This window comes from Micropruina glycogenica (assembly GCF_900289045.1).
In the GTDB taxonomy this organism is placed as follows: domain Bacteria; phylum Actinomycetota; class Actinomycetes; order Propionibacteriales; family Propionibacteriaceae; genus Micropruina; species Micropruina glycogenica.
The window spans coordinates 3,758,400-3,777,984 of record NZ_LT985188.1; the positions used below are offsets into that span (position 1 = coordinate 3,758,400).

The following is a 19,585-nucleotide window of genomic DNA, read 5'->3' on the forward strand; positions in this document are numbered from 1 at the left end:
CACCGTTCGGAGAACCGTCCCTTTACCGCTGGAGAACCGTCCCTTTACCGCTGGAGAACCGTCCCTTTACCGCTGGAGAACCGTCCCTTTACCGCTGGAGAACCGTCCCCTTACCGCTGGAGAACCGTCCCCTGCTCAGGTGGTGAGGGTCAGCGTGGCGTGGGTCTTGTCGCCGGCGCGGTTGGCGAGGGACGCCTCGAAGCCGTCTGGTTGCTCGGCCACCGAGAACGAAACGGTGGACGGCAGCAGCACCGGTTTGGCGAACTCGACCGACACCGCGTACGAGTCGGGTAGCCGTGCCTGCAGCGCTGCCAACATGCGGGCGTGCGTCCACATGCCGTGGGCGATGGCGCGCGGAAAACCGAATGCCTTGGCCGCCAACGGGTTGAGGTGAATCGGGTTCACGTCGCCCGAGACCGCCGCGTACCGCCGCCCCAGATCCGCCGGCAGCCGCCACAGCCCGGCCGTCGCCAGGTGTACGTCGGATGCCCCGACATCGGTACCCGATCCGTCGCCCTGAGCCTTGGGCGCCGGCCCGGGCTCGGGATTCGGCGCCAGTTTCGCCTGCCGATTGAGGTAGACCGAGCGACCCTGCCAGACCAGTTCGTCACGCACGCGCACCTCGCCGACCAGGTCGACCAGCACCCCACGGCGGTGCGGGCGCAGGTTCTCGGCACGCACCACCAGGTCGAAGGCCTCGGTGATCAACGCCGGACGATGCTGCGTCATCACGTTGCTCACGTGCACCATGCCGGCCGGTGCCAGCGGAAAGTCGGACGCCGTCATCAGCGTCAACTGCAGCGGAAACGTCAGCACGTGCAACCAGGTCGCCGGCAACTCGTCAGCCAGCACGAACCCGCACACACTGTTGTACGCCGCCACCTCGGCCACCGTGCACCGATGCCCGGCCAGCCGCACGGTGGTGTCGGCCAGGCCCGCAGCAACGTCCGGACGGCGCGCCGGCGCCAACGCCTTCGCGTACAGCCCGGCCGCACCCGGCATGGCGTCCAATACGACGTGGGCCATCAGCGGCCCACGATCAACTGACCGCACACCCGCACAACCTGGCCGTTCATCGGCGTCTCGGGATCGGCGAGAAACACGATCGCCTCGGCCACGTCGGCCGGCTTACCACCCTGCAGCAGGCTCGAACTGCGGCGAAAGATCTCGCGGTCGATCACCGGAATGGACGCCGTCATGTCGGTTTCGATGAACCCGGGAGCCACGCCGTTCACCACGATGCCGCGCTCGGCCACGCTCGGCGCCAGCGCTCGCACCATGCCCATCACGCCCGCCTTGGACGCCGCGTAGTTTGTCTGCCCCTTGTTGCCGGCCCAGCCACTGGTGGACGCCACCGCGACGATGCGCGCCCCGTCGGCGAGACCGCCGGCCACCGACGGGTCGAGCAGCACCTCGTTCATGCGCAGCTGCGCGGCCAGGTTGACCTGCAGCACCGACGCCCAGCGGACCTCATCGAGGTTGGCCAGCATGCGGTCGCGCAGAATGCCCGCGCAGTGCACCAGGGCACCGATGCGTGCGCCCTCGCCGTAGCGCTGGGCGACGTGTTCGGCGATGCGCGCACCCCCGTCGGGCACGGTGATGTCGAGTTGCAGCGCGGTGCCGTGCAGTTCGTTGGCCACCCCGGCCATCGCCTCGCCGGCCATCGGCACGTCGACCACCACGACCCGCGCACCGTCGGCGGCGAAGCGCCGTGCGATCGCCGCACCGATGCCGCGGGCAGCGCCGGTGACCACCACGATGCGTCCCTCGGGTGCGGGGGTCGTGGCCACGTCGGCGAGCACCAGGGGCTGCCCGTCGACGTAGGCCGAGCGGCCCGACAGCAGAAACTGCAGCACCACGCCCAGCTGGGCCGGGGTGGTCGAGTCGGCCACCTGCACCAGGTTGGCCGTTGCCCCGGCCCGCAGTTCTTTGCCGACGCTGCGCATGATGCCGTCGAGCGCCTGCCGCACTGCCGCCTGCTCGACCGACGATGCGGTGGCCGGGTCCGCGGCCACGATGATCACCCGTCCGGACGGCTCCAGCCCGCGCATCGCCGGCCTGAGCACCGCTCGCACCTGCTCCAGTTGATCCACCGTCGCGACCTGCGAGGCGTCCACCAGAACCGCGCCGATCTTCGCGGGGTAGGCGGGGGCCTGATCGCGTCCCTTGTCGTCTTTGGTGCGCGTTTCTGGCGAGTCGATCAGCGCCGGCTCTGCGCTCAGCCCCACGGCTGCCAACGCGTCGGCCACGGCGGACGACTCGCCCACCACGCCGAGCGCCAGCGGCCCCGACGGCAGCGCCTCGCCCCGCCGCAGTTTGGTGGCCTCGGCGAACCCGGCGGCCGCCATGGCCTTCTTGCCCAAGGGGGAGTTGAGTGCCCCCGCGATCAGCGAGTCGAGGTTCATCAGATCGCCTCCACGATCGCCACCACGCCCTGGCCGCCCGCGGCGCACACCGAAATCAGCCCGCGCGCACCCGAGCCCTTCGCGGCCAGCATCTTGGCCAGCGACGCCAGAATGCGCGCACCGGTGGCGGCGAACGGGTGACCGGCCGCCAGCGACGAGCCGTGCACGTTGAGTTTCGAGCGGTCGATCGACCCCAGCGCCCCGGGCAGGCCCAGGGTGTCGCGGCAGTAGTCGTCCGACTCCCAGGCGGCGAGGGTGCACAGCACCGTCGAAGCGAACGCCTCGTGAATCTCGTACAGGGCGAAGTCTTGCAGCGCCATGCCGTTGCGCGTGAGCAGCCGGGCGGCCGCGTGTGCCGGCGCCATCAGCAGCCCCTCTTGGCCGAGCAGGTAGTCGACGGCGGCGGTCTCGGCGTCAACGATGCGGGCCAGCGCGGGCAGGTTGCGCTCGCGCGCCCAGTTCTCGTCGGCGAGCAGCACCACCGCGGCGCCGTCCGACAGGGGGGTGGAGTTGCCGGCGGTCATGCTCGCGCCGGGCTCGTCGCCGAACACCGGCCGCAGCTTGGCCAACTTCTCCACCGAGGTGTCGGCCCGCAGCGTCTGGTCGATGGTCTGCCCCAGGTAGGGGGTCACCAGGTCGTCGAAAAAGCCGTCCTTCCAGGCGCGGGCCAGGTTGTGGTGGCTGGCGGCGGCGAGTTCGTCCTGAGCCTCACGGGTGATGCCCCACTGCTTGGTGGTGATGGCCTGGTGCTGGCCCATGTTCAGCCCGGTGCGACGCTCGGCTGCCGCCGGTACCTCGGGCGCCAGGTCACCCGGACGCACCGTGGCCAGGGTCTTCAGCTTGTTCATCGGAGTCTTGGCAGCGTTGAGCTTGATCAGCGTCTTGCGCAGCCGGTCGTTCACCGCGATCGGCGAATCCGACGCCGAGTCGACCCCGCCGGCGATGGCCACGTCGAGCTGGCCGACCCTGATGCGGTTGCTGAGTTGAACCGCGGCGGTGAGGCTGGTGGCGCACGCCTGCTGGATGTCGTAGGCGGGCGTGTGATTGTTCAGGGCCGACGACAGCACTGCCTCGCGGGTGAGGTTGAAGTCGCGGCTGTGTTTGAGCACCGCGCCGGCGGCCACTTCGCCCAGCCGCTCGCCGGCCAGGCCGTAGCGGGCGACCAGGCCGTCGAGGGCGGCGGTCAGCATGTCGATGTTGGTGGCGGACGCGTACGCCCCGCCGATTCTGCCGAACGGAATGCGGTTGCCGCCCACCAGCACGGCGTTGCGCAGATCAGCCATCGGAGCTCCTTCGCAGATAGGTGGTACTTACGGTAGCAGGTACGGAAAGTACCGGGTACTCTGAGTTTCGTGAACACACAGACGGACGGGCGCGACACCCGCTGGGCCGAGCACCGCCGAGAGCGGCGCATCGAGCTGGTGGAGTCGACCCTGCGCGCGATCCGGCGGCAGGGGGCGACGGTCAGCCTCGACGACATCGCGGCCGAGGCGGGCACGTCCAAGCCCGTGATCTACCGGCACTTCGGCGACCGTCCGGGGCTGTACCGGGCGGTGGTCGAGAAGACCGCGCAGTTCATTCTGGACGACCTGCACGCGTCGGTCAGTTGGACCGGTGACGACCTGCCCGGGCTGGTGCGTGATCTGGCCAGTGGCTACCTGGCGCTGGTGCAACGCGACCCCGAGATCTACCGGTTCGTGATGTCGCGGCCGCTGGTCGACGGCGATCTGACCGACGACCCCGTCACCGGCCTGACCATGCGCATCGGCGAGCGCATGGCCGACATTCTGCGCTCGCGCGGCTACGACGCCGACCTCGCCGACACCTGGGGCCACGCCCTGGTCGGGGCTGTGCGAGCAGCCACCGACCAGTGGATCAGGTCGGGCATGCATCGCCCCGCCGATGACGTCGCCGGCGACCTCGCCGCCCTGGTCGGGCCGGCCTTCAATCTCGTCACCACCATCAACGAGGAGCACCGATGAGCACCATCACCGCCGACGAAGCCGTCGCCGACACGACCGCCGAGGTCGACTTGGGCGTAGCCCTGAACGCCGCGTTCGAGGGCCGGCATCACGAGCGCCGGGCCGCCGGACGCGCCGCCTACCCAACGGACGGCATGCACCGCGACCCGTCCCTGGGGCTGGCCGAAGCCAGGCAGTGGACGCTAGAACGGCTGAAGGTGCTCGTCGATCACGGTTTCGGGCAGGCCATTCAGCCGGCGGAATCGGCCGACGAAGCGACGCTGGTGCAGTCGCTGATCGACTTCGAGACCATCTCGCACGGCGACCTGTCGGTGGCCATCAAGTCGGGCGTGCAGCACGGCCTGTTCGGCGGCGCGATTGCCAGCCTGGGCAACGATGACCAGCACGACCGCTTTCTCGGCGGTGCCTTGAGCCTTGAGGTGCTGGGCTGCTTCGCGATGACCGAGCGGGGACACGGCAGCGACGTGCAGTCGCTCGAAACCACCATCACGTTCGATCCCGAGGCGGGCGACTTCGTGGTGCATTCACCCAAGGAATCGTCGGCCAAGACCTACATCGGCAACGCCGCAGCGCACGGCCACATGGCTGCGGTGTTCGGCCAGTTGATCGTCGACGGCACCGAGCACGGCGTCCACTGCATTCTGGTGCCGATTCGTGACGACGACGGCTCGGTGCATGAGGGTGTCACGATCGGCGACAACGGGCACAAGGGCGGTTTGATCGGCGTCGACAACGGCTGGATCAGCTTCGACCACGTGCCGGTGGGCCGCGACCTGCTGCTCGACCGGTTCGGTTCGGTGAACACCGACGGGCAGTACGAGTCGTCCATCGAGAACCCGAACCGGCGGTTCTTCAGCATGCTCGGCGCTCTGGTGCGGGGCCGCATCTGCATCGGCGGCGGCGCGGCGTTGGCGACCCGTCGGGCCTTGTCGATCGCCACCTTGTACGCGCAGCAACGCACCCAGTTCAGGCACCCCGGCACCGAAGACGAGACGCCACTGCTCGACTATCTGGCGCACCAGCGCAAGCTGTTGCCGGCCATCGCCCGCACCTATGCGCTGGGGTTCGCCCAGAACGACCTGATCGACTCATTCGCCCGCGTGGCGTCCAACCCCGATCATCAGCCGAAGGAGCAGCGGGCCCTGGAGACCCTGGCCGCCGGGCTGAAGGCGCTCAACACCGAGTTCGCCAACGCGACCGTGCAGACCTGCCGTGAGGCGTGCGGCGGGGCCGGCTACATGAGCGAGAACCGGCTCACCCAACTGCGGGCCGACACCGACGTGTTCGCCACCTTCGAGGGCGACAACACGGTGCTGCTGCAGTTGGTGGCCAAGGGCGTGCTGACCAACTACCGCGAGGTGTGGGGCGGGCTCGACCGGCTGGGCATGGTTCAGGCGTCGGCACGCATGGTGGGCTCGTCGGTGATCGAACGCACCGGGGCCGGGCTGCTCGCCGAGCGGCTGGTGGCCACCGCGCGGCGCAAGGGCGACGCGGCGGCGTTCTACGACCGTGGTTGGCACGCGTGGATGTTCGAAGAGCGCGAGCGGCACAGCATCGACTCGCTGGCCCGGCGCATGCGAGCGGCCGACCGCGACTCGTTCGAGGCGGTCAACGCGATGCAGGACCATGTCATTTTCGTGGCCCGCGCGCACATGGACCGGGTGGTGCTCGATTCGTTCATCGCCGGTATCGAAGCCTGCGATGACGGGCCGGCCAAGCAGACGCTCGAAGAGCTCTGCACGCTGTTCGCCCTCACCAGCCTCGAAGCCGACGCCGGCTGGTTCCTAGCCCACAACCGCATGTCGGACGCCCGTGCCAAGGCCCTGCGCAAGCACATCAATCAGCTCTGCGGCGACCTGCGACCCCGGGCGACGGCGCTGGTCGAGGGCTTCGGCATTCCGGCCGAGTGGCTGGGCTCGGCGATGCTCGAGGTCTGACGGTTCACCGCTGGTCGAGCTTGTCGAGACCTCACAGAGTTCACGGGCTGAAGACATCCAGATGTGGCACCACTAGCGGTGCCACCTCTGGATGGCTCAGCGCGGACTGCGGGGCTACCGGCTGTTCAGCACCATGTGGGCGATCAGGCCGTCGAGCCGGCGCACGTCGATGCCCTTGTTGAGCTTCACCTTGATGTGGCCCGCGCGGGTCCAGAGCTCAAGCTCTGAGTTCCAGTCGAGGCTGCCCGCGTTCTCGGACGACCACATGTCGATTCGTGAGTAGGCCAGCGAGTAGATCTCGACCTTCTTGCCGCTCATGCCCTGGGCGTCGCGCACGATCAGCCGCAGGTTGGTGAAGATGGCCACGTCGCGAAAGGTGCGGTACGCGGCGACGGGCTGCTCGCGCTGGGTCAGCAGGTGTTGGACGTCGGCCGGAACGGGGCATTCGCTCACCAGGGTCCACGACAGAATGGCACCGGTTTCCATGAGAGGCCTCGCTGTACGAGCGGCCGAAGCCGACGGTTGGGAGTCTCTCCACGGTAGCGACACCGGCTACCCGGCGCGGGATCGTCGTCAGATTCATCGTCATCCCGGTGATTCGTCGTCATCCCGGCGCGGGCCGGGATCTCGCGACGGCCCGCTGCTTCACTCGTCGTTCCGGCGCAGGCCGGGGTCTCACGAGGGGCCGCTGCTTCACTCGTCATCCCGGCGGACGCCGGGATCTCACGACGGACAGACGCTGGCACGCAGGCGATCGCAAAGACAGAGATGGCCGTGCGCGCCAGCAGACGCCATGCGGAACGCCGCGCACACCGCGCGCCGCAACAGCATCAAGAAGCCCGCTGGTCAGGGCAGGCCGGCCGATCGTCCGGCGGCCGTCGCGGCGCCGCCGACGATCACGACCACGATGTAGGGCGCCTTCAGCTTCAGTGCCACGGCGGCTGCACCCAGGCCGAGCAGGCGCGAATCGAGCACCAGGCCCTGGCCCTTGCTGACAGTGTTGGCGACCACCAGGGACGACAGCAGCCCCACCGTCAGCGCAGCCGCCAGCGATGGCACCCAGGGCCGGTCGAGCAGCGACTTCGGCAGCAGATAGCCGAGCAGCTTCAGCGCATAACAGGCGGCGGCCGCCGCCAGCACCCAGAGCCACATGTCCATCAGGCGGCTCTCCGGTGCTGCGAAGCCCACACCGCCGCCGCCACCACAGCCGCGATGATGATCGGCAGCCCGGGCGGCGTCAGCGGAATACACACGATCGTGGCCACCGCGCACACCACGGCGATCGCGATCGGGTCGCGGCCGTGTAGCCGCGGCCACAGCAGGCCGAGAAAGGCGGCGCACGCGGCGCCGTCCAAACCCCACCTGGCCGGGTCGCCCATCGCGTTGCCGGCCAGGGCGCCCACCAGGGTGAACGTGTTCCACATCACGAAGACGCCGAGGCCGGCCGTCCAGAAGCCGCGGCTTTGCTCGTCGGGGGTCTCCTGGGCGGTGGCGTTGGCCATCGACTCGTCAATGGTGAACTGGGCATACACCGGCGCCATCGTTCGCTTGGGCCGCAGCATCGCCTCGAGTTGCATGCCGTAGACGCCGTTGCGCAGCCCCAGCAGGGTGGCGGCGGTCAGGGCGCTCAACCCGGTGCCGCCGCCGGCAATCACGCCCACGAACGCGAACTGCGAGCCGCCGGTGAACATCAGCAAACTGAGGGCGCAGGTCTGGGCGACGCTCAGTCCGGCGGCCACGCCCAGCGCTCCGAATGACACCCCGTAGATGCCGACGGCGATCGCGATCGACAGGCCAGAACGGACGGCGGGGGTGAGGCGAGGCACGCGCGGCAGCCTAACGGTCTCGGCCTGGGTCCACCGCAGCGATGGACCGCGCCGGCGTGCCCAGCTCGCTCGACGTGAGTCGGAATGGGGACGGTTCTACTTCTGGCCCAGAGAACCGTCCCTTGAGCTAGATCTGGAACCGTCCCTTGAGCCAGAAGTAGAACCGTCCCCAATCTGGCTCAACCAGCTGCGGGATTGGACGGGTGCTCTGCACGCTGGTCAGCGGGGCAGTGGCGCATGCTCTTACAGGCGACCCGCCCGGTTCGCGATCAGCGTTTCGCCGGGCCGTCGTCTTCGTCGGTCCAGATGCCCGGCTCGTCGACGATCAGCACCGTGCCGCCGGCGGCGTCCCGCAACTCCTTGGGTGCCAGGGCGTGGGCCAGGTGGTAGACCGCCACGGTGACGATGGTGCCGAGTGCGATGCCGCTCAACTCGAACTGAGGACTGAACACCAACGACACATCGCCGATGCCGATGATGATGCCCGCCGACACCGGCACCAGGTTGATCGGATTGCCGAAGTCGACGCCGTTCTCTTTCCAGATCTTGGCGCCGAGCAGGCCGATCATGCCGTAGAGCACCACAGTGATGCCGCCCAGCACGCCGCCCGGCGTCGCCGACACGATCGCGCCGAACTTGGGCGAGAAGCCGAACAGAATCGCCACCAGCGCGGCCACCACGTAGGCCGCCGTCGAGTACACCCGGGTGGCCGCCATGACGCCGATGTTCTCGGCGTAGGTGGTGGTGGGGCCCGCGCCGACCGCGGTGGCAACCACCGAGCCGATACCGTCGGCGGCGATGGCCCGGCCCATGTCCTGGTCGAGGTTGGCGCCGGTCATTTCGGCCACCGCCTTGACGTGCCCGGTGTTCTCGGCGATCAGCGCGATCACCACCGGCAGCGCGATCAGCGCGAACGCGACGTTGAAGTGCGGCCCGTGAATACCCACCACGTTGGTGGCGGCGTTGAACTTCCAGGTGGTGAGGTCGGTCAGGGGCGGAAAACCGATCCAGTTGGCGCTCGCGACGCCCGACCAGTCGACCCGCGGGTGGGTGGTGGCCTCGCCCGCCGCCGGGCTGTACGACGTGATCGGGCCGGTCAGCACGTCGGCCAGCCAGCTCGCCACATAGCCGATCACGAGCGAGAGAAAGATCGCGATACGTCCGATGAAGCCCTTCACGCCCACGCTCAGTACGACCACCACGATCATCACGAACAGGGCGATCCACTGGTCTTGCGGCCAGTAGGTGCCGGCCACGACGGGAGCCAGGTTGAAGCCGATCAGCATGACCACCGCTCCGGTGACAACCGGCGGCAGGGCCCGATGAATCACGCGCGAGCCCGCGAAGTGAATGATGATGCCCACCATGAACAGCAGCACGCCCACCCAGAGCATGGCGCCGGTGACGTCGGCCGGGTTGCCGCCGGCGCCGTAGATGGCTGTGGCCACGCCCACGAACGACGCGGACGAGCCCAGGTAGCTCGGCACCCGGCCCTGCACCACGAGGAGAAAGATCAGCGTGGCGACGCCCGACATCATCACCGCGAGCTGGGGGTTGAGCCCCATCAGCAACGGGAACACGAAGGTGGCGCCGAACATGGCCACCACGTGTTGCGCACCCAGGCCGATGGTCTTGCCCCACGAGAGCCGTTCGTCGGGTGCCACCACCTCGCCTGGCTTCAGCTTGCCGTCCCCGTGCAAGGTCCACAGCGCCATGACCGTCCCTCTCGACTCGACCCGGTGAGCACCCTAGAACGGTGCACCGACAGCCACGTCGCGGCCCAATGCCGTGAGACGAGCCCGTCTCAGATGTCAGCCGTGCCGTTTCATGGGCGACGGATTGCCTTCGGGCCCGGAGTTCGACGTAGCTGCCGTTGTGACACTTCGCTGCCTGCGTGCAGGCAGTCACGTGTCACAAAGGCAGTCACGTGCTCGGTGCGGCGCCTCTCCACAGCGGTGAACAACGGGCAGGCGGTGGTGAGCAGCGACGATCCGCTCGCCACCCGGGAGATTCTGGACGACCTCGCCCAGAACCCGGTGGCGCCCAGCTACCGGCGCACCCTCTTGCGCCGCAGCGCCACGGTGCTCGACAAGCCCCTGAACGCCGGTGCCCGGGTGTACCCGCGCATCATCGGGGCATCGGGTGTGGTGCCGACCTCTGCACAGACCAGGCTGCAGTGGGTGCGGCTGTCGGTCACGGTCTCGGCCAAGAAGACGGCGGGCTACGTCGAGGTCGCCCCCAGCAACAGTCGGCCGGATGTGGACGGCGTCACCGTGCCGATCACCAAGGGCACCACCACCCGCACTGTGTACGTCGCTCCCGGAGACTACGGACGGCTGCGCGTGCGGGCCGCCGCCGCGACGACCCGCGTCCGGGTCAAGGTCGTCGGTTACACCAACGTCGCGTGATCAGCTCGGGTTCGACCGAGCTCAGCCGGCGCACGGCGTGCGATGCCGGCAACGTTGTCAGGTGCCGTCCACTCACACTGTTGCCACGTTATTGCGCGGCAGCAGTGAGTTGATCGGGCACCAGTGACCGATGCCGGCATCAGTGTTGAACGTGGGCAGCTAGGTCGGCCCGTGTGTGCCGTGCTCAGATCCAGGACCGCAGCCACATGCGTGACAACCATTCCGAGTAGGGCAGCAACTGGTCGGTGAGCACCGGGTAGATGTAGGCGAAGTTCAGTGCCACCAGCGCGATCGCGACGCCGACGATCATGGCGCCGCGACGTCGTCCCGGACTGTTCGCCGGCCCGAGTATCAGGCCCATCACCAGCGCCAGCCCGATCACGGTGAACGGAATGATGGTGATCGAGTAGAAGAAGAACAGCGGCCGATCGGTGTAGTTGAACCACGGCAGGTACGTCGCCATGGCACCCAGCACGGGAACGCCGAAGCGCCAGTCGCGGCCGCCGATCCACCACACCGCGCACACCACCAGGGCGATGGCAGCCATCCACCACAACACCGGGGTGCCCATGGCCGAGATCACCCGAATGCAGTTCTCGGGGCCCACGCAGCCGTCGGTGCCGGGCTTGATGTCGTTGACCGCGTCGAAACCGGTCGGACGCACCATCGCCAGCCAGCCCAGCGGGTGCGCGTCGTAGGGGTGGGTGGCCTTGTTGATGTAGTCGCCGGTGTGAAACTCGTAGATCTCTTTGTGAAAGTAGATCAGGGAGGCGAAACCTTCGCCGAACGCCTTCACCCACGGGTGGTCGGGGTTCTTCAACCCCCAGTCGCGGTTGTAGCCGCCGGTGCCCAGCAGCCACGGAATCCAGGTCGACACATACACCGCCACGGCCACCACTACCATGCGCACGAACGCCGGAATGCCGTCGATGAGCACCGCCAGCCACGAGCGCCAGTTGGCGCCCGCGAGCCGGCGGGCGCCGACGTCCCACAGCACGCTGAGTACGCCGAACACCGCCAGCACGAACACCGAGTTCCACTTGCACGCCAGCGCTGCGCCGAACATCACGCCCGCTGCGAACCGCCACGGACGCAACCACACGATCGGGCCGAACTCGCCATGAAAGTCGTGCTGACCGCGATGTTCGAGCGCGTCGGCCAACCGGTGCCGGTACCAGTCGCGGTCGGCCACGCAGCAGGCGACGGCCGCGACCAGAAAGAACGACTGAAAGATGTCGAGCAGGGCGGTGCGGCTCATCACGAACGCGAGACCGTCGAGCGTCAGCAGCAGGCCGGCGATGCCGCCGATCAGGGTCGAGCGCGACAGCCGGCGGGCGAGCCTGATGGTGGCGAACACCAGCAATGACCCGAACACGCAGGCCATGAAGCGCCAGCCGAAGGCATTCATGCCGAACCAGTGCTCGCCCACCGCGATCAACCACTTGCCCAGCGGCGGGTGTACCACGAACTCGGCGGTGCTCGAGTAGACGTCGGGGGTGCCGGCCACGACCTGGGCGTTGGCGTCGTCGGGCCAGTTGCGCTCGTAGCCGAACTTGAGCAGCGACCAGGCGTCCTTGGCGTAGTAGGTCTCGTCGAACACCAGGTTCTTGGGGTAGCCGAGGTTCTGAATGCGGATCAGAAAGGCCAGCAGGGTGATCGTCAGGGTGACCGCCCAGCCCACGGCCGCATCGGTCATGCGCCCGTCGCGCAGGCGCTGCACGGTGCTCAGGTCGTCGCGGTTCGCCGAGCCTCGCCAGCCGTCATCGCGGGCCTTGGACGGCGCCGTCCAGTCTGCGGAGGCGGTCTCAGCACGCGCCGCGGCACCGTCGTCGACAGCTACGGGCTCGACGGCGGAGGTGCGGGTGGCTTCGGTCACCGGGCCATCCTAACGAGCCGGTGGTGGGGGCCGTCCGAGCAGCCGCGGCGCAGCATGGGCAGGTGCGACCCGGCAACGTTCATTCAGGCGGTACGCCTGGTGCTGGAGCGCCGAGGAATTCTGAAATCATCGCCCGCGTTGCACGGGCCTACGCTCGCCGCGGCGCGCGGCCGTCGTCGCGGGCGATGTTTTCAGAATCTTGGTCCGCCTCTCGATCTTTGGCTACCTGGTCGCATTCGACCCTGCGGACGGACACGTGCGAATACCCCACCGTCGGCTGCAGGGGACGGTTCTCCTGGTTCAGGGGACGGTTCTTTGCTTCAAAGGCCAGGTTCGCTCAGTTCATCAAGGCCTGAATGGTAATGGGAACCGTCCCCAATACCGTTCACGCCTCCTCCCAGCAGCGGAGCCGACCTGAGCGATGTGAAAAGGTAGCCGCATGACTGACCCGGGCGTGCTGGTGCTGGCCGGCACACCCATCGGCCATGCCGAAGACGCCTCGCCCGCGTTGCTCACCGCCCTCACTGAGGCCGACGTGATCGCCGCCGAAGACACCCGGCGGTTTCGCGACCTGTGCCGGCGTCTCGCCATCAACCCCACCGCCACGGTGGTGTCGTTCTTCGACGGCAACGAGGGTGGTCGGGTCGCGGCGCTCATAGATCACCTCGAAGCCGGACGCCGCGTCGTGGTCGTCTCGGACGCCGGCATGCCCGCCGTGTCAGACCCCGGTTACCGGCTGGTGGCCGCAGCCGCAGACGCCGGCATTCGGGTCACCGCGGTACCCGGGCCGTCTGCCGTGCTGACCGCGCTGGCGGTGTCGGGCCTACCCACCGACCGGTTCTGCTTCGAGGGGTTTCTGCCCCGCAAAGGTGGCGAGCGACGGGCCAGGCTCGCAGGTCTCGCCGCCGAGCCGCGCACGATGGTGTTCTTCGAGGCTCCGCATAGGCTGGCGGTCTTTCTGGCCGACGCTGAAGCCGCCTTGGGGGCCGATCGTCGCGCGGTGGTGTGCCGCGAGTTGACCAAGACCTATGAAGAGGTGCGCCGCGGCACTCTGGCCGAGTTGCGAGGTTGGGCCGAGGGCGAGGTGCGCGGCGAACTGACCGTGGTGGTCGAGGGAGCGCAGGTATCGGGCGACCCCGAGGGCGCGCTGGCGGCCGTGCAGGCCGCGGTGGCGTCGGGTCAGCGCTTGTCGGAGGCGGTTGCCGAGGTGGCGGCGGCCCACGGTGTGCCGCGGCGTCAGCTCTACGACGCGGCATTGAAGAGTCGAGGCGAACGATGAGTGGCGCTGCTTCGCTGCGAGGCGAACCAACGAGCGAGGGCGGACGATGAACCGCGACCTGCCGCAGCGTCCCGAACCGTTGCCGGCGCCCACCACCGACGCCCACACCCACCTGCTCAGCACGCAGGAGTTCTCGGGCCTGCCCGTCGCCGAGCTGATCGAGCGGGCCGCTGAGGTCGGCGTGCACCGGCTGGTCGAGGTCGGCTGCGACCTGCCCAGTTCACGCGGTGCGATCGAGATCGCCCAGAATCACCCAGCGGTGGTCGCCTGCGTGGCCATTCACCCCAACGACGCCGCCCGTGCCGGCGATCGGCTGCCCGCCGAACTGGACGCCCTCGAAGCCCTCGTCGCCGACGAGCACGTCCGCGGCATCGGCGAAACCGGCCTCGACTACTACCGAACCCGTGACGACGAGGGCAAACGCCTGCAGAAGCACTCGTTCGCCGCGCATCTGGCCTGGGCCCGCGAACACGACCTGGCCGTCGTGGTTCACGACCGCGACGCCCACGCCGACATTCTCGACGTGCTCGACGCCGAGGGCGTGCCCGATCGGTTCATGATGCACTGCTTCTCTGGCGACGCCGATTTCGCGCGGCAGTGCCTCGACCGCGGCGCCTGGCTTTCGTTTCCGGGGACCGTGACCTTCAAGCCCAACCATGCGCTGCGGGAGGCGTTCGACCTGACCCCCGACGACCGGCTGCTGGTCGAGACCGACGCCCCCTACCTGACACCCGTGCCGCTGCGTGGCAGGCCCAATGCGTCGTACCTGATGCCGTGGACCGTCCGGTTTCTGGCCGAGCGCCGCGGCGCCGACCTGGCCGGCTTCTGCCGGCTGCTGGACGACAACGCGACCGCCCTGTTCGGCGGCTGGGGTGACGATGGCTGAGGGCCTGCTCGACCCGCGGACGATTCGCGAACTGGCCGCCGAGCTCGATCTGCGGCCGTCCAAGCAGCGCGGGCAGAACTTCGTGCACGACGCCAACACGGTGCGCCGCATCGTGGCCGCCGCCGACCTACAACCCGACGATGTCGCCCTCGAGATCGGCCCCGGCCTCGGCTCGCTCACTCTGGGGCTGCTCGAACGGCTGGCCTGGGTGCATGCCATCGAGATCGACGACCGGCTGGCCGGGCGGCTCGTCCAAACCGTGGCCGAGCGGCTGCCCGCAGCCGCCGACCGGCTCACCGTCACCGAGGCGGACGCCCTCACGGTCACCACCCTGCCCGATCCGCAGCCGACCGCGGTGGTGGCCAACCTGCCCTACAACGTGAGCGTGCCGGTGCTGTTGCACGTGCTGGCCACGTTCGGCAGCGTGCGCAGCGGGCTGGTGATGGTGCAGTCGGAGGTGGCCGACCGGCTGGTTGCGCCGCCTGGGTCGAAGGTGTACGGGGTGCCGTCGGTGAAGCTGGCCTGGTACTGCAGTTCGCGGCGGGCGGGTTCGGTGCCGCCGGGGGTGTTCTGGCCGGTGCCCAACGTCGACTCGGGGCTGGTGGCGCTGCAACGTCGCGACCCGCCGGTCACCACCGCGACCCGCGAGCAGGTGTTCGCCCTGGTCGACGCGGCTTTCGCGCAGCGACGCAAGATGCTGCGCTCGGCCCTGGTCGGCGTGTACGGGTCGTCCGCCCGTGCGTCCGAGGCCCTGCTCGCGGCCGGCATCGACCCGACCGCGAGGGGCGAGGTGCTCGACGTCGCCGACTTCGCCCGATTGGCAGCCATCGAACCCGTGTGACCGGGCGGTGGCCGAGCCGGCTGCGAGAACGCACGTGGACGGCGGGGGCGGCCATCCACACGGGCCCACGGGTGCCATCGACGGCGAGCATCAGATAGCCTCGCGACGTGGCGACACCGCAAGAGCCCGAGCCGGACTGGGTCCGGGTCCGGGCCTCCGGCAAGATCAACCTGGCCCTGCGGGTCGGGGGCGTGCACGCGTCCGGTTACCACCCGCTGGCTACGGTTTTTCAGTCCGTTTCGCTGTTCGACGAGGTCTCGGTGCGGTGGGCGGAACCGAACCGGTTCACTGTGTCGGTGGTCGGCGAGCAGGCCGACCAGGTGCCCTGCGACGATCGCAACCTGGCGGTGAAGGCGGCCCGCCTGCTGGCGCAGCACTACGGGCCCGCGCGGTTGGGTGCCGACATCGTGATTCGCAAAACCATTCCCGTGGCCGGCGGCATGGCCGGTGGTTCTGCCGACGCGGCCGGCGCACTTTTGGCCTGCTCTGTTTTGTGGGACCTCGACACCGCCCCCGACGAGCTTCGGACGTTCGGTGCCGCCCTTGGCGCCGACGTGCCGTTTCAACTCATGGGCGGCACGGCACTGGGCACCGGACGCGGCGATGAGCTGATGCCGGTGTTGAGCCGCGGCAGTTATCACTGGGTGCTGGCGCTGAGCGAGCACGAACTGAGCACTCCTGCGGTGTTCGGCCGCTTCGACGAGCTGAACCCCGACGCACCCGACGAGCTGGACCTGCCCACCGAGGTGATGAACGCGCTGGTGGCGGGCGACGCCGCCGCCCTGGGCGCGGCCCTGGTCAATGACCTGGCACCCGCCGCCACCGAGCTGAGGCCGGGTCTCGCCCGCATTCTGCAGGCAGGCGCCGAACTGGGTGCCCTGGGCTCGATCGTGTCAGGGGCCGGCCCCACCTGCGCGTTTCTGGCCGCCAACGAGGCCGCCGCGGTCGACCTGTCGGTGCAACTGTCGAGCCAGGGACTGTGCCGGGCGGTGCGGCGAGTCACCGGCCCCGTGCCCGGTGCGCGGCTGATCACCGCCTGAGGGCGAAGCCTGCCGGTCGAACGTGTCGAGTCCTTCTGCTGAAGGGTTTCGACCAGCTCAAGCGACGACCAGGACCAGTTTGAACGTCGGCTTCGGAGATCCCGGCGTTCGCCGGGATGACGGGTTTCGGCGGAGCGTCACGAGTAGTCGCGAGAGACCCGTCAACTGATCGGAGCCGGACGTTCGTCGGCCGGCATCACCGACGCCAGGAACGGCAGGCAGGCCAGCAGCACCGCCGGCACGAACATGGTGTGCTGCAGGCCGAAGTGGGCCGCCAGAAAGCCGATCACGGCCGGCCCGCACAAGAAGGTCGCGTAGCCGAACGTGACCACGACGGCCAGCCCGCGGCCGCCCGCCGCGTGGCCGGCCACCGCGTACACCTGCGGGGCGATCATGCCGATGCCGAAGCCGACCATCGCCCAGCCGATCAGCAGCACCGGCAGGGGAGTGGCGATCGCGGTGATCAGGTAGCCCAGTGCAGAACAGGCACCGCCGAAGCGCACGACCGCTCGGCGTCCGAACCGGGCCACCAGGGCGTCGCCGAGCAGCCGGATCGCCACCATGAAGCCCGCCACCACCGTGACCGCCAGCGACCCCTGCGCGGCGGGAATGCCGGCCACCTCGGTGACGTGCAGGCCCGACCAGTCCATGGCGCTGCCCTCGCCCAGACCGAAGGCGATGGCCATCAGCCCCAGCAGGTACGCCCACCGGGGGATCGGCGTCTTGGCGCCGGTCTCGTCGGCGTGTGTCACCACCGCGGTCTCAGGGGTGATGCGCACGGCCAGCACGCACGCGGCCACCCCCACCACGGTCGCCACCAGCACCGCGGCCTGCACGGCGAAGCTCGGCACCGACAGCGCAGCGATGTAGACCAGTGCGGCGCCGGCGAAGTTGCCCACCGACCACATGCCGTGAAAGAAGCTCATGATCGGTTTGGGCCGCGCCGCCTCGACCTGCACCCCGATCGCGTTCATGGCCACGTCGATGCCGCCGTTGCCCAGGCCCAGTAGCAGGGCTCCAACGAACAGGACCACGTAGTTCGCGGCGAATCCGCCGACCACCAGGCCGACCATCAACAGCGGCACGCAGGTCAACACCACGCGGCGGGCGCCGAGCCGGTCGGCCAGTCGTCCACCGACCTGCATGCCGGTGATCGCAGCCACGCCTGCACCCACCAGCATGATCGCGATGCCGCTGGCGTCGAGCCCCAGTCGCTCGCGCAGTGCGGCCAGCGACGCGGCCCAGGTGCCGATCACCAGGCCGTTGTAGGCGAACAGGTTGACGACGGCCGGGGCTGACGTGGTTGCGGACGGTGCAGGCGGCATGCTACGACCCTATCGGCCGTCTCCGACCCCGGACGGGGTTGGCTCGCCCAGCTGAAACGTCACAGCCCGCTTGTAGCATGCGCCCCATGACCCGACTTGCTGCGCGTGACGTACACCTCACCGACTGGCGTTGGCAGCTGGGCACCCTGCGCGCCGACTTCGCCACCCGGTCGCTCGCCCAGGCGACGGCCTTTCTCACCGACGTCAGCCCGCTACTCGACGGCGAAGCGACCGTGCCCGTCGTTCAGGTCAACCGCGACCGGGTGCTGATCACGCTGAAAGACCCCTCTGAGGGCGTCACCCGGCGCGAGGCCGAACTTGCCGAACGCATCAGCGAGTTGGCCGCACAGCACGGTCTGAGCGCCAAGCCCGATCGGCTGCAGGTGCTCGAGCTGGCGCTGGACGCCCCGAACGAGGCGAAGGTGCGTCCCTTCTGGGCGGCGCTGCTCGGCCTGGTCGACACCGGTGACGATGTGCACGACCCCACCGGCGCGCTGCCGCCCCTGTGGTTTCAGCAGACCGACTCGACCGCCGCCGACCGTCAGCGCTTTCACCTCGACATCACGGTGCCTGGTGATCAGGCGGCGGCCCGCATCGACGCCGCGGTTCAGGCGGGCGGCCGCGTCGTCGACCGCAACTTCGAGCCGTCGTTCACCGTGCTGGCCGACGCCGACGGCAACCTGGCCTGCGTCTGCACCGAACTGGGCCGCGAGTAGCCCTACTCGTCGGGGTCGCTCACGAGGGTGACGCGAGGGCGTCCCAGCCGGGGGGCGACTTCGAGATGCCGCATGCCGTTCCAGGCCAGGTTCACCACGTGGGCGGCCACCACCTGCTTGTCGAGAGGGGTCGTTTCACGGGTGTCGAGCCACCACTGCCCGACCAGGCCCACCAGGCCCACCAGCATCTGCGCGTACATGGGGGCGAGGGCCGGATCGAACGACCGGTTGGCGAACTCGGCGGCCAGCAGATCTTCGGCCTGGCTCGCCACGTCAGACAAGATGGTGGCGAACGACCCCTCTTGTGAGGTGGCCGACGAGCCGCGCGAGATGATCGCGAAACCGTCCGGATAAGCGTCGATGTAGTCGAGAAGCGCCAATGTGCCCAGTTCGATCAGCCGTCGTGCGCCCACGCGCGGGGTGGTCAGGGCCGCGCGAATCGCGGTCTGCAGCGTGCGCACCTCACGGTCGACGACCACTGCGTAGAGGCCCTCTTTGCCGCCGAAGTGCTCGTACACCACAGGTTTGCTGACCTCGGCATGCGCGGCGATCTCTTCGACCGACGTGCCGTCGAGTCCGCGCTCGGCGAACAAGCCGCGGGCCACGTCGATCAACTGTTCGCGCCGCTCGGCCCGGGTCATACGCACCCGCACGCGCCGGGCTCGTCCGGCCGCTGCGGCTGAAGGGTTGGCCATCTGCTCAGTCTGACGCCCACCCCGCTCGCGCGCCAAACGCGCCGAGGTGCGATGCCCCGCGCGGGCACCGTAGAGTGAGGGGACGATCCCCGGTTGGTCTTCCGGCAGGGCCCGCCTGACTTTGAATCAGGATTAGCGAAGTAGGTTCGACTCCTACCCGGGGAGCGCGGGCGTTGGCCTCGACATCGATACCGGCCACAGCGCCGTCCGAGACCCCATCAAGGCTGGTCTGTTGGTCGTTGCCGGTCGAACTCGGCGAGGTGCTCATAGGTTCGACACCCGCCCATCAGGGTCGGCAGCATCGTCACGTCGGCGCTCACCGCGCCATGGTTCATCGCCGCAGCGCTGGGCGACGTCCGAGCCCGATGA

At 69.0% G+C, this 19,585-nt stretch carries 18 protein-coding genes and 1 tRNA gene; 9 read left to right on the plus strand and 10 right to left on the minus strand.

What is annotated here, in order from left to right; genetic code table 11:
* Positions 1-135: 135 nt before the first annotated feature.
* Genes MPLG2_RS17740 through MPLG2_RS17750 form a run of 3 tightly spaced genes read right to left on the minus strand, consistent with a single transcriptional unit; the run spans position 136 to position 3,688 of the window.
* Positions 136-1,026: a MaoC family dehydratase gene (locus tag MPLG2_RS17740; RefSeq protein ID WP_105187294.1), complete on the minus strand. Its 891-nt coding sequence runs from the start codon at positions 1,024-1,026 to the stop codon at positions 136-138.
* Entirely contained in the window at positions 1,026-2,405 is a 1,380-nt protein-coding gene (locus tag MPLG2_RS17745) for a 3-oxoacyl-ACP reductase (RefSeq protein WP_105187295.1), read from the minus strand. The genes MPLG2_RS17740 and MPLG2_RS17745 overlap by 1 nt, the downstream gene beginning before the upstream one ends.
* Positions 2,405-3,688: an acetyl-CoA C-acetyltransferase gene (locus MPLG2_RS17750; RefSeq protein ID WP_105187296.1), complete on the minus strand. Its 1,284-nt coding sequence runs from the start codon at positions 3,686-3,688 to the stop codon at positions 2,405-2,407. The genes MPLG2_RS17745 and MPLG2_RS17750 overlap by 1 nt, the downstream gene beginning before the upstream one ends.
* A 69-nt stretch (positions 3,689-3,757) precedes the next feature.
* Here MPLG2_RS17750 and MPLG2_RS17755 point away from each other — a divergent pair, with 69 nt between their 5' ends.
* Both MPLG2_RS17755 and MPLG2_RS17760 read left to right on the plus strand, forming a co-directional pair.
* Positions 3,758-4,387, plus strand: a complete 630-nt coding sequence (locus MPLG2_RS17755) for a TetR/AcrR family transcriptional regulator (RefSeq protein WP_158681321.1) — start codon at positions 3,758-3,760, stop codon at positions 4,385-4,387.
* A complete protein-coding gene (locus tag MPLG2_RS17760; RefSeq protein WP_105187298.1) occupies positions 4,384-6,324 on the plus strand; it encodes an acyl-CoA dehydrogenase family protein in 1,941 nt (646 codons plus the stop codon). The genes MPLG2_RS17755 and MPLG2_RS17760 overlap by 4 nt, the downstream gene beginning before the upstream one ends.
* 114 nt (positions 6,325-6,438) lie before the next feature.
* Here MPLG2_RS17760 and MPLG2_RS17765 read toward each other — a convergent pair whose 3' ends face one another.
* The 4 genes from MPLG2_RS17765 to MPLG2_RS17780 form a co-directional block, all read right to left on the minus strand.
* Positions 6,439-6,810 (minus strand): PH domain-containing protein, encoded by a 372-nt coding sequence (locus MPLG2_RS17765; protein ID WP_105187299.1) that lies wholly within the window; start codon positions 6,808-6,810, stop codon positions 6,439-6,441.
* Positions 6,811-7,170: 360 nt separating this feature from the next.
* Positions 7,171-7,482: an AzlD domain-containing protein gene (locus tag MPLG2_RS17770; RefSeq protein WP_105187300.1), complete on the minus strand. Its 312-nt coding sequence runs from the start codon at positions 7,480-7,482 to the stop codon at positions 7,171-7,173.
* The gene (locus MPLG2_RS17775) at positions 7,482-8,150 is read right to left on the minus strand and encodes an AzlC family ABC transporter permease (protein ID WP_105187301.1); all 669 of its coding nucleotides are present in this window, start codon (positions 8,148-8,150) and stop codon (positions 7,482-7,484) included. Before MPLG2_RS17775 ends, MPLG2_RS17770 begins: the two co-directional genes overlap by 1 nt.
* Positions 8,151-8,419: 269 nt before the next feature.
* Positions 8,420-9,865: a uracil-xanthine permease family protein gene (locus MPLG2_RS17780; RefSeq protein WP_105187302.1), complete on the minus strand. Its 1,446-nt coding sequence runs from the start codon at positions 9,863-9,865 to the stop codon at positions 8,420-8,422.
* A 219-nt stretch (positions 9,866-10,084) separates the two neighbouring features.
* Between MPLG2_RS17780 and MPLG2_RS17785 the strand changes: the two genes are divergently transcribed.
* The gene (locus MPLG2_RS17785; protein ID WP_158681322.1) at positions 10,085-10,558 is read left to right on the plus strand and encodes a hypothetical protein; all 474 of its coding nucleotides are present in this window, start codon (positions 10,085-10,087) and stop codon (positions 10,556-10,558) included.
* Between the two features lie 184 nt (positions 10,559-10,742).
* Here the strand turns inward: MPLG2_RS17785 and MPLG2_RS17790 are convergent, their stop codons facing one another.
* The gene (locus tag MPLG2_RS17790; protein ID WP_173909666.1) at positions 10,743-12,287 is read right to left on the minus strand and encodes a dolichyl-phosphate-mannose--protein mannosyltransferase; all 1,545 of its coding nucleotides are present in this window, start codon (positions 12,285-12,287) and stop codon (positions 10,743-10,745) included.
* Between the two features lie 586 nt (positions 12,288-12,873).
* Between MPLG2_RS17790 and rsmI the strand changes: the two genes are divergently transcribed.
* The 4 genes from rsmI (at position 12,874) to MPLG2_RS17810 (ending at position 16,480) form a co-directional block, all read left to right on the plus strand.
* The gene (gene rsmI, locus MPLG2_RS17795) at positions 12,874-13,713 is read left to right on the plus strand and encodes a 16S rRNA (cytidine(1402)-2'-O)-methyltransferase (protein ID WP_105187304.1); all 840 of its coding nucleotides are present in this window, start codon (positions 12,874-12,876) and stop codon (positions 13,711-13,713) included.
* A 46-nt stretch (positions 13,714-13,759) separates the two neighbouring features.
* Positions 13,760-14,599 (plus strand): TatD family hydrolase, encoded by an 840-nt coding sequence (locus MPLG2_RS17800; RefSeq protein ID WP_105187305.1) that lies wholly within the window; start codon positions 13,760-13,762, stop codon positions 14,597-14,599.
* On the plus strand, positions 14,592-15,440 hold the full coding sequence (gene rsmA / locus MPLG2_RS17805) for a 16S rRNA (adenine(1518)-N(6)/adenine(1519)-N(6))-dimethyltransferase RsmA (RefSeq protein WP_105187306.1): 849 nt from the start codon (positions 14,592-14,594) through the stop codon (positions 15,438-15,440). Before MPLG2_RS17800 ends, rsmA begins: the two co-directional genes overlap by 8 nt.
* Before the next feature lie 107 nt (positions 15,441-15,547).
* Positions 15,548-16,480 (plus strand): 4-(cytidine 5'-diphospho)-2-C-methyl-D-erythritol kinase, encoded by a 933-nt coding sequence (locus MPLG2_RS17810; RefSeq protein WP_105187307.1) that lies wholly within the window; start codon positions 15,548-15,550, stop codon positions 16,478-16,480.
* 161 nt (positions 16,481-16,641) lie between these two features.
* Here MPLG2_RS17810 and MPLG2_RS17815 read toward each other — a convergent pair whose 3' ends face one another.
* Positions 16,642-17,805, minus strand: a complete 1,164-nt coding sequence (locus MPLG2_RS17815; RefSeq protein ID WP_105187308.1) for an MFS transporter — start codon at positions 17,803-17,805, stop codon at positions 16,642-16,644.
* Between the two features lie 86 nt (positions 17,806-17,891).
* Between MPLG2_RS17815 and MPLG2_RS17820 the strand changes: the two genes are divergently transcribed.
* Positions 17,892-18,521 carry a VOC family protein gene (locus MPLG2_RS17820; protein WP_158681323.1) on the plus strand — a complete coding sequence of 210 codons (630 nt, stop codon included), beginning with the start codon at positions 17,892-17,894 and terminating at the stop codon, positions 18,519-18,521.
* Positions 18,522-18,523: 2 nt separating this feature from the next.
* On the opposite strand, the gene MPLG2_RS17825 is transcribed toward MPLG2_RS17820, so the two are convergent.
* Complete coding sequence (locus MPLG2_RS17825; protein ID WP_231936023.1) at positions 18,524-19,162, minus strand: TetR/AcrR family transcriptional regulator; 639 nt, start codon at positions 19,160-19,162, stop codon at positions 18,524-18,526.
* 140 nt (positions 19,163-19,302) lie between these two features.
* Between MPLG2_RS17825 and MPLG2_RS18715 the strand changes: the two genes are divergently transcribed.
* Positions 19,303-19,381: transfer RNA gene (locus MPLG2_RS18715), tRNA-Gln, on the plus strand.
* Positions 19,382-19,585 lie beyond the last annotated feature (204 nt).

Excerpts from the sequence above, each read along its gene's own strand:
- MPLG2_RS17815 (WP_105187308.1), bottom strand. The coding sequence starts at position 17,805 with ATGCCGCCTGCACCGTCCGCAACCACGTCAGCCCCGGCCGTCGTCAAC.
- MPLG2_RS17750 (WP_105187296.1), bottom strand. The coding sequence starts at position 3,688 with ATGGCTGATCTGCGCAACGCCGTGCTGGTGGGCGGCAACCGCATTCCG.
- MPLG2_RS17780 (WP_105187302.1), bottom strand. The coding sequence starts at position 9,865 with ATGGCGCTGTGGACCTTGCACGGGGACGGCAAGCTGAAGCCAGGCGAG.
- MPLG2_RS17825 (WP_231936023.1), bottom strand. The coding sequence starts at position 19,162 with ATGACCCGGGCCGAGCGGCGCGAACAGTTGATCGACGTGGCCCGCGGC.
- MPLG2_RS17760 (WP_105187298.1), top strand. The coding sequence starts at position 4,384 with ATGAGCACCATCACCGCCGACGAAGCCGTCGCCGACACGACCGCCGAG.
- rsmA (WP_105187306.1), top strand. The coding sequence starts at position 14,592 with ATGGCTGAGGGCCTGCTCGACCCGCGGACGATTCGCGAACTGGCCGCC.
- MPLG2_RS17745 (WP_105187295.1), bottom strand. The coding sequence starts at position 2,405 with ATGAACCTCGACTCGCTGATCGCGGGGGCACTCAACTCCCCCTTGGGC.
- MPLG2_RS17765 (WP_105187299.1), bottom strand. The coding sequence starts at position 6,810 with ATGGAAACCGGTGCCATTCTGTCGTGGACCCTGGTGAGCGAATGCCCC.
- MPLG2_RS17770 (WP_105187300.1), bottom strand. The coding sequence starts at position 7,482 with ATGGACATGTGGCTCTGGGTGCTGGCGGCGGCCGCCGCCTGTTATGCG.
- MPLG2_RS17740 (WP_105187294.1), bottom strand. The coding sequence starts at position 1,026 with ATGGCCCACGTCGTATTGGACGCCATGCCGGGTGCGGCCGGGCTGTAC.
- MPLG2_RS17800 (WP_105187305.1), top strand. The coding sequence starts at position 13,760 with ATGAACCGCGACCTGCCGCAGCGTCCCGAACCGTTGCCGGCGCCCACC.
- rsmI (WP_105187304.1), top strand. The coding sequence starts at position 12,874 with ATGACTGACCCGGGCGTGCTGGTGCTGGCCGGCACACCCATCGGCCAT.
- MPLG2_RS17820 (WP_158681323.1), top strand. The coding sequence starts at position 17,892 with ATGACCCGACTTGCTGCGCGTGACGTACACCTCACCGACTGGCGTTGG.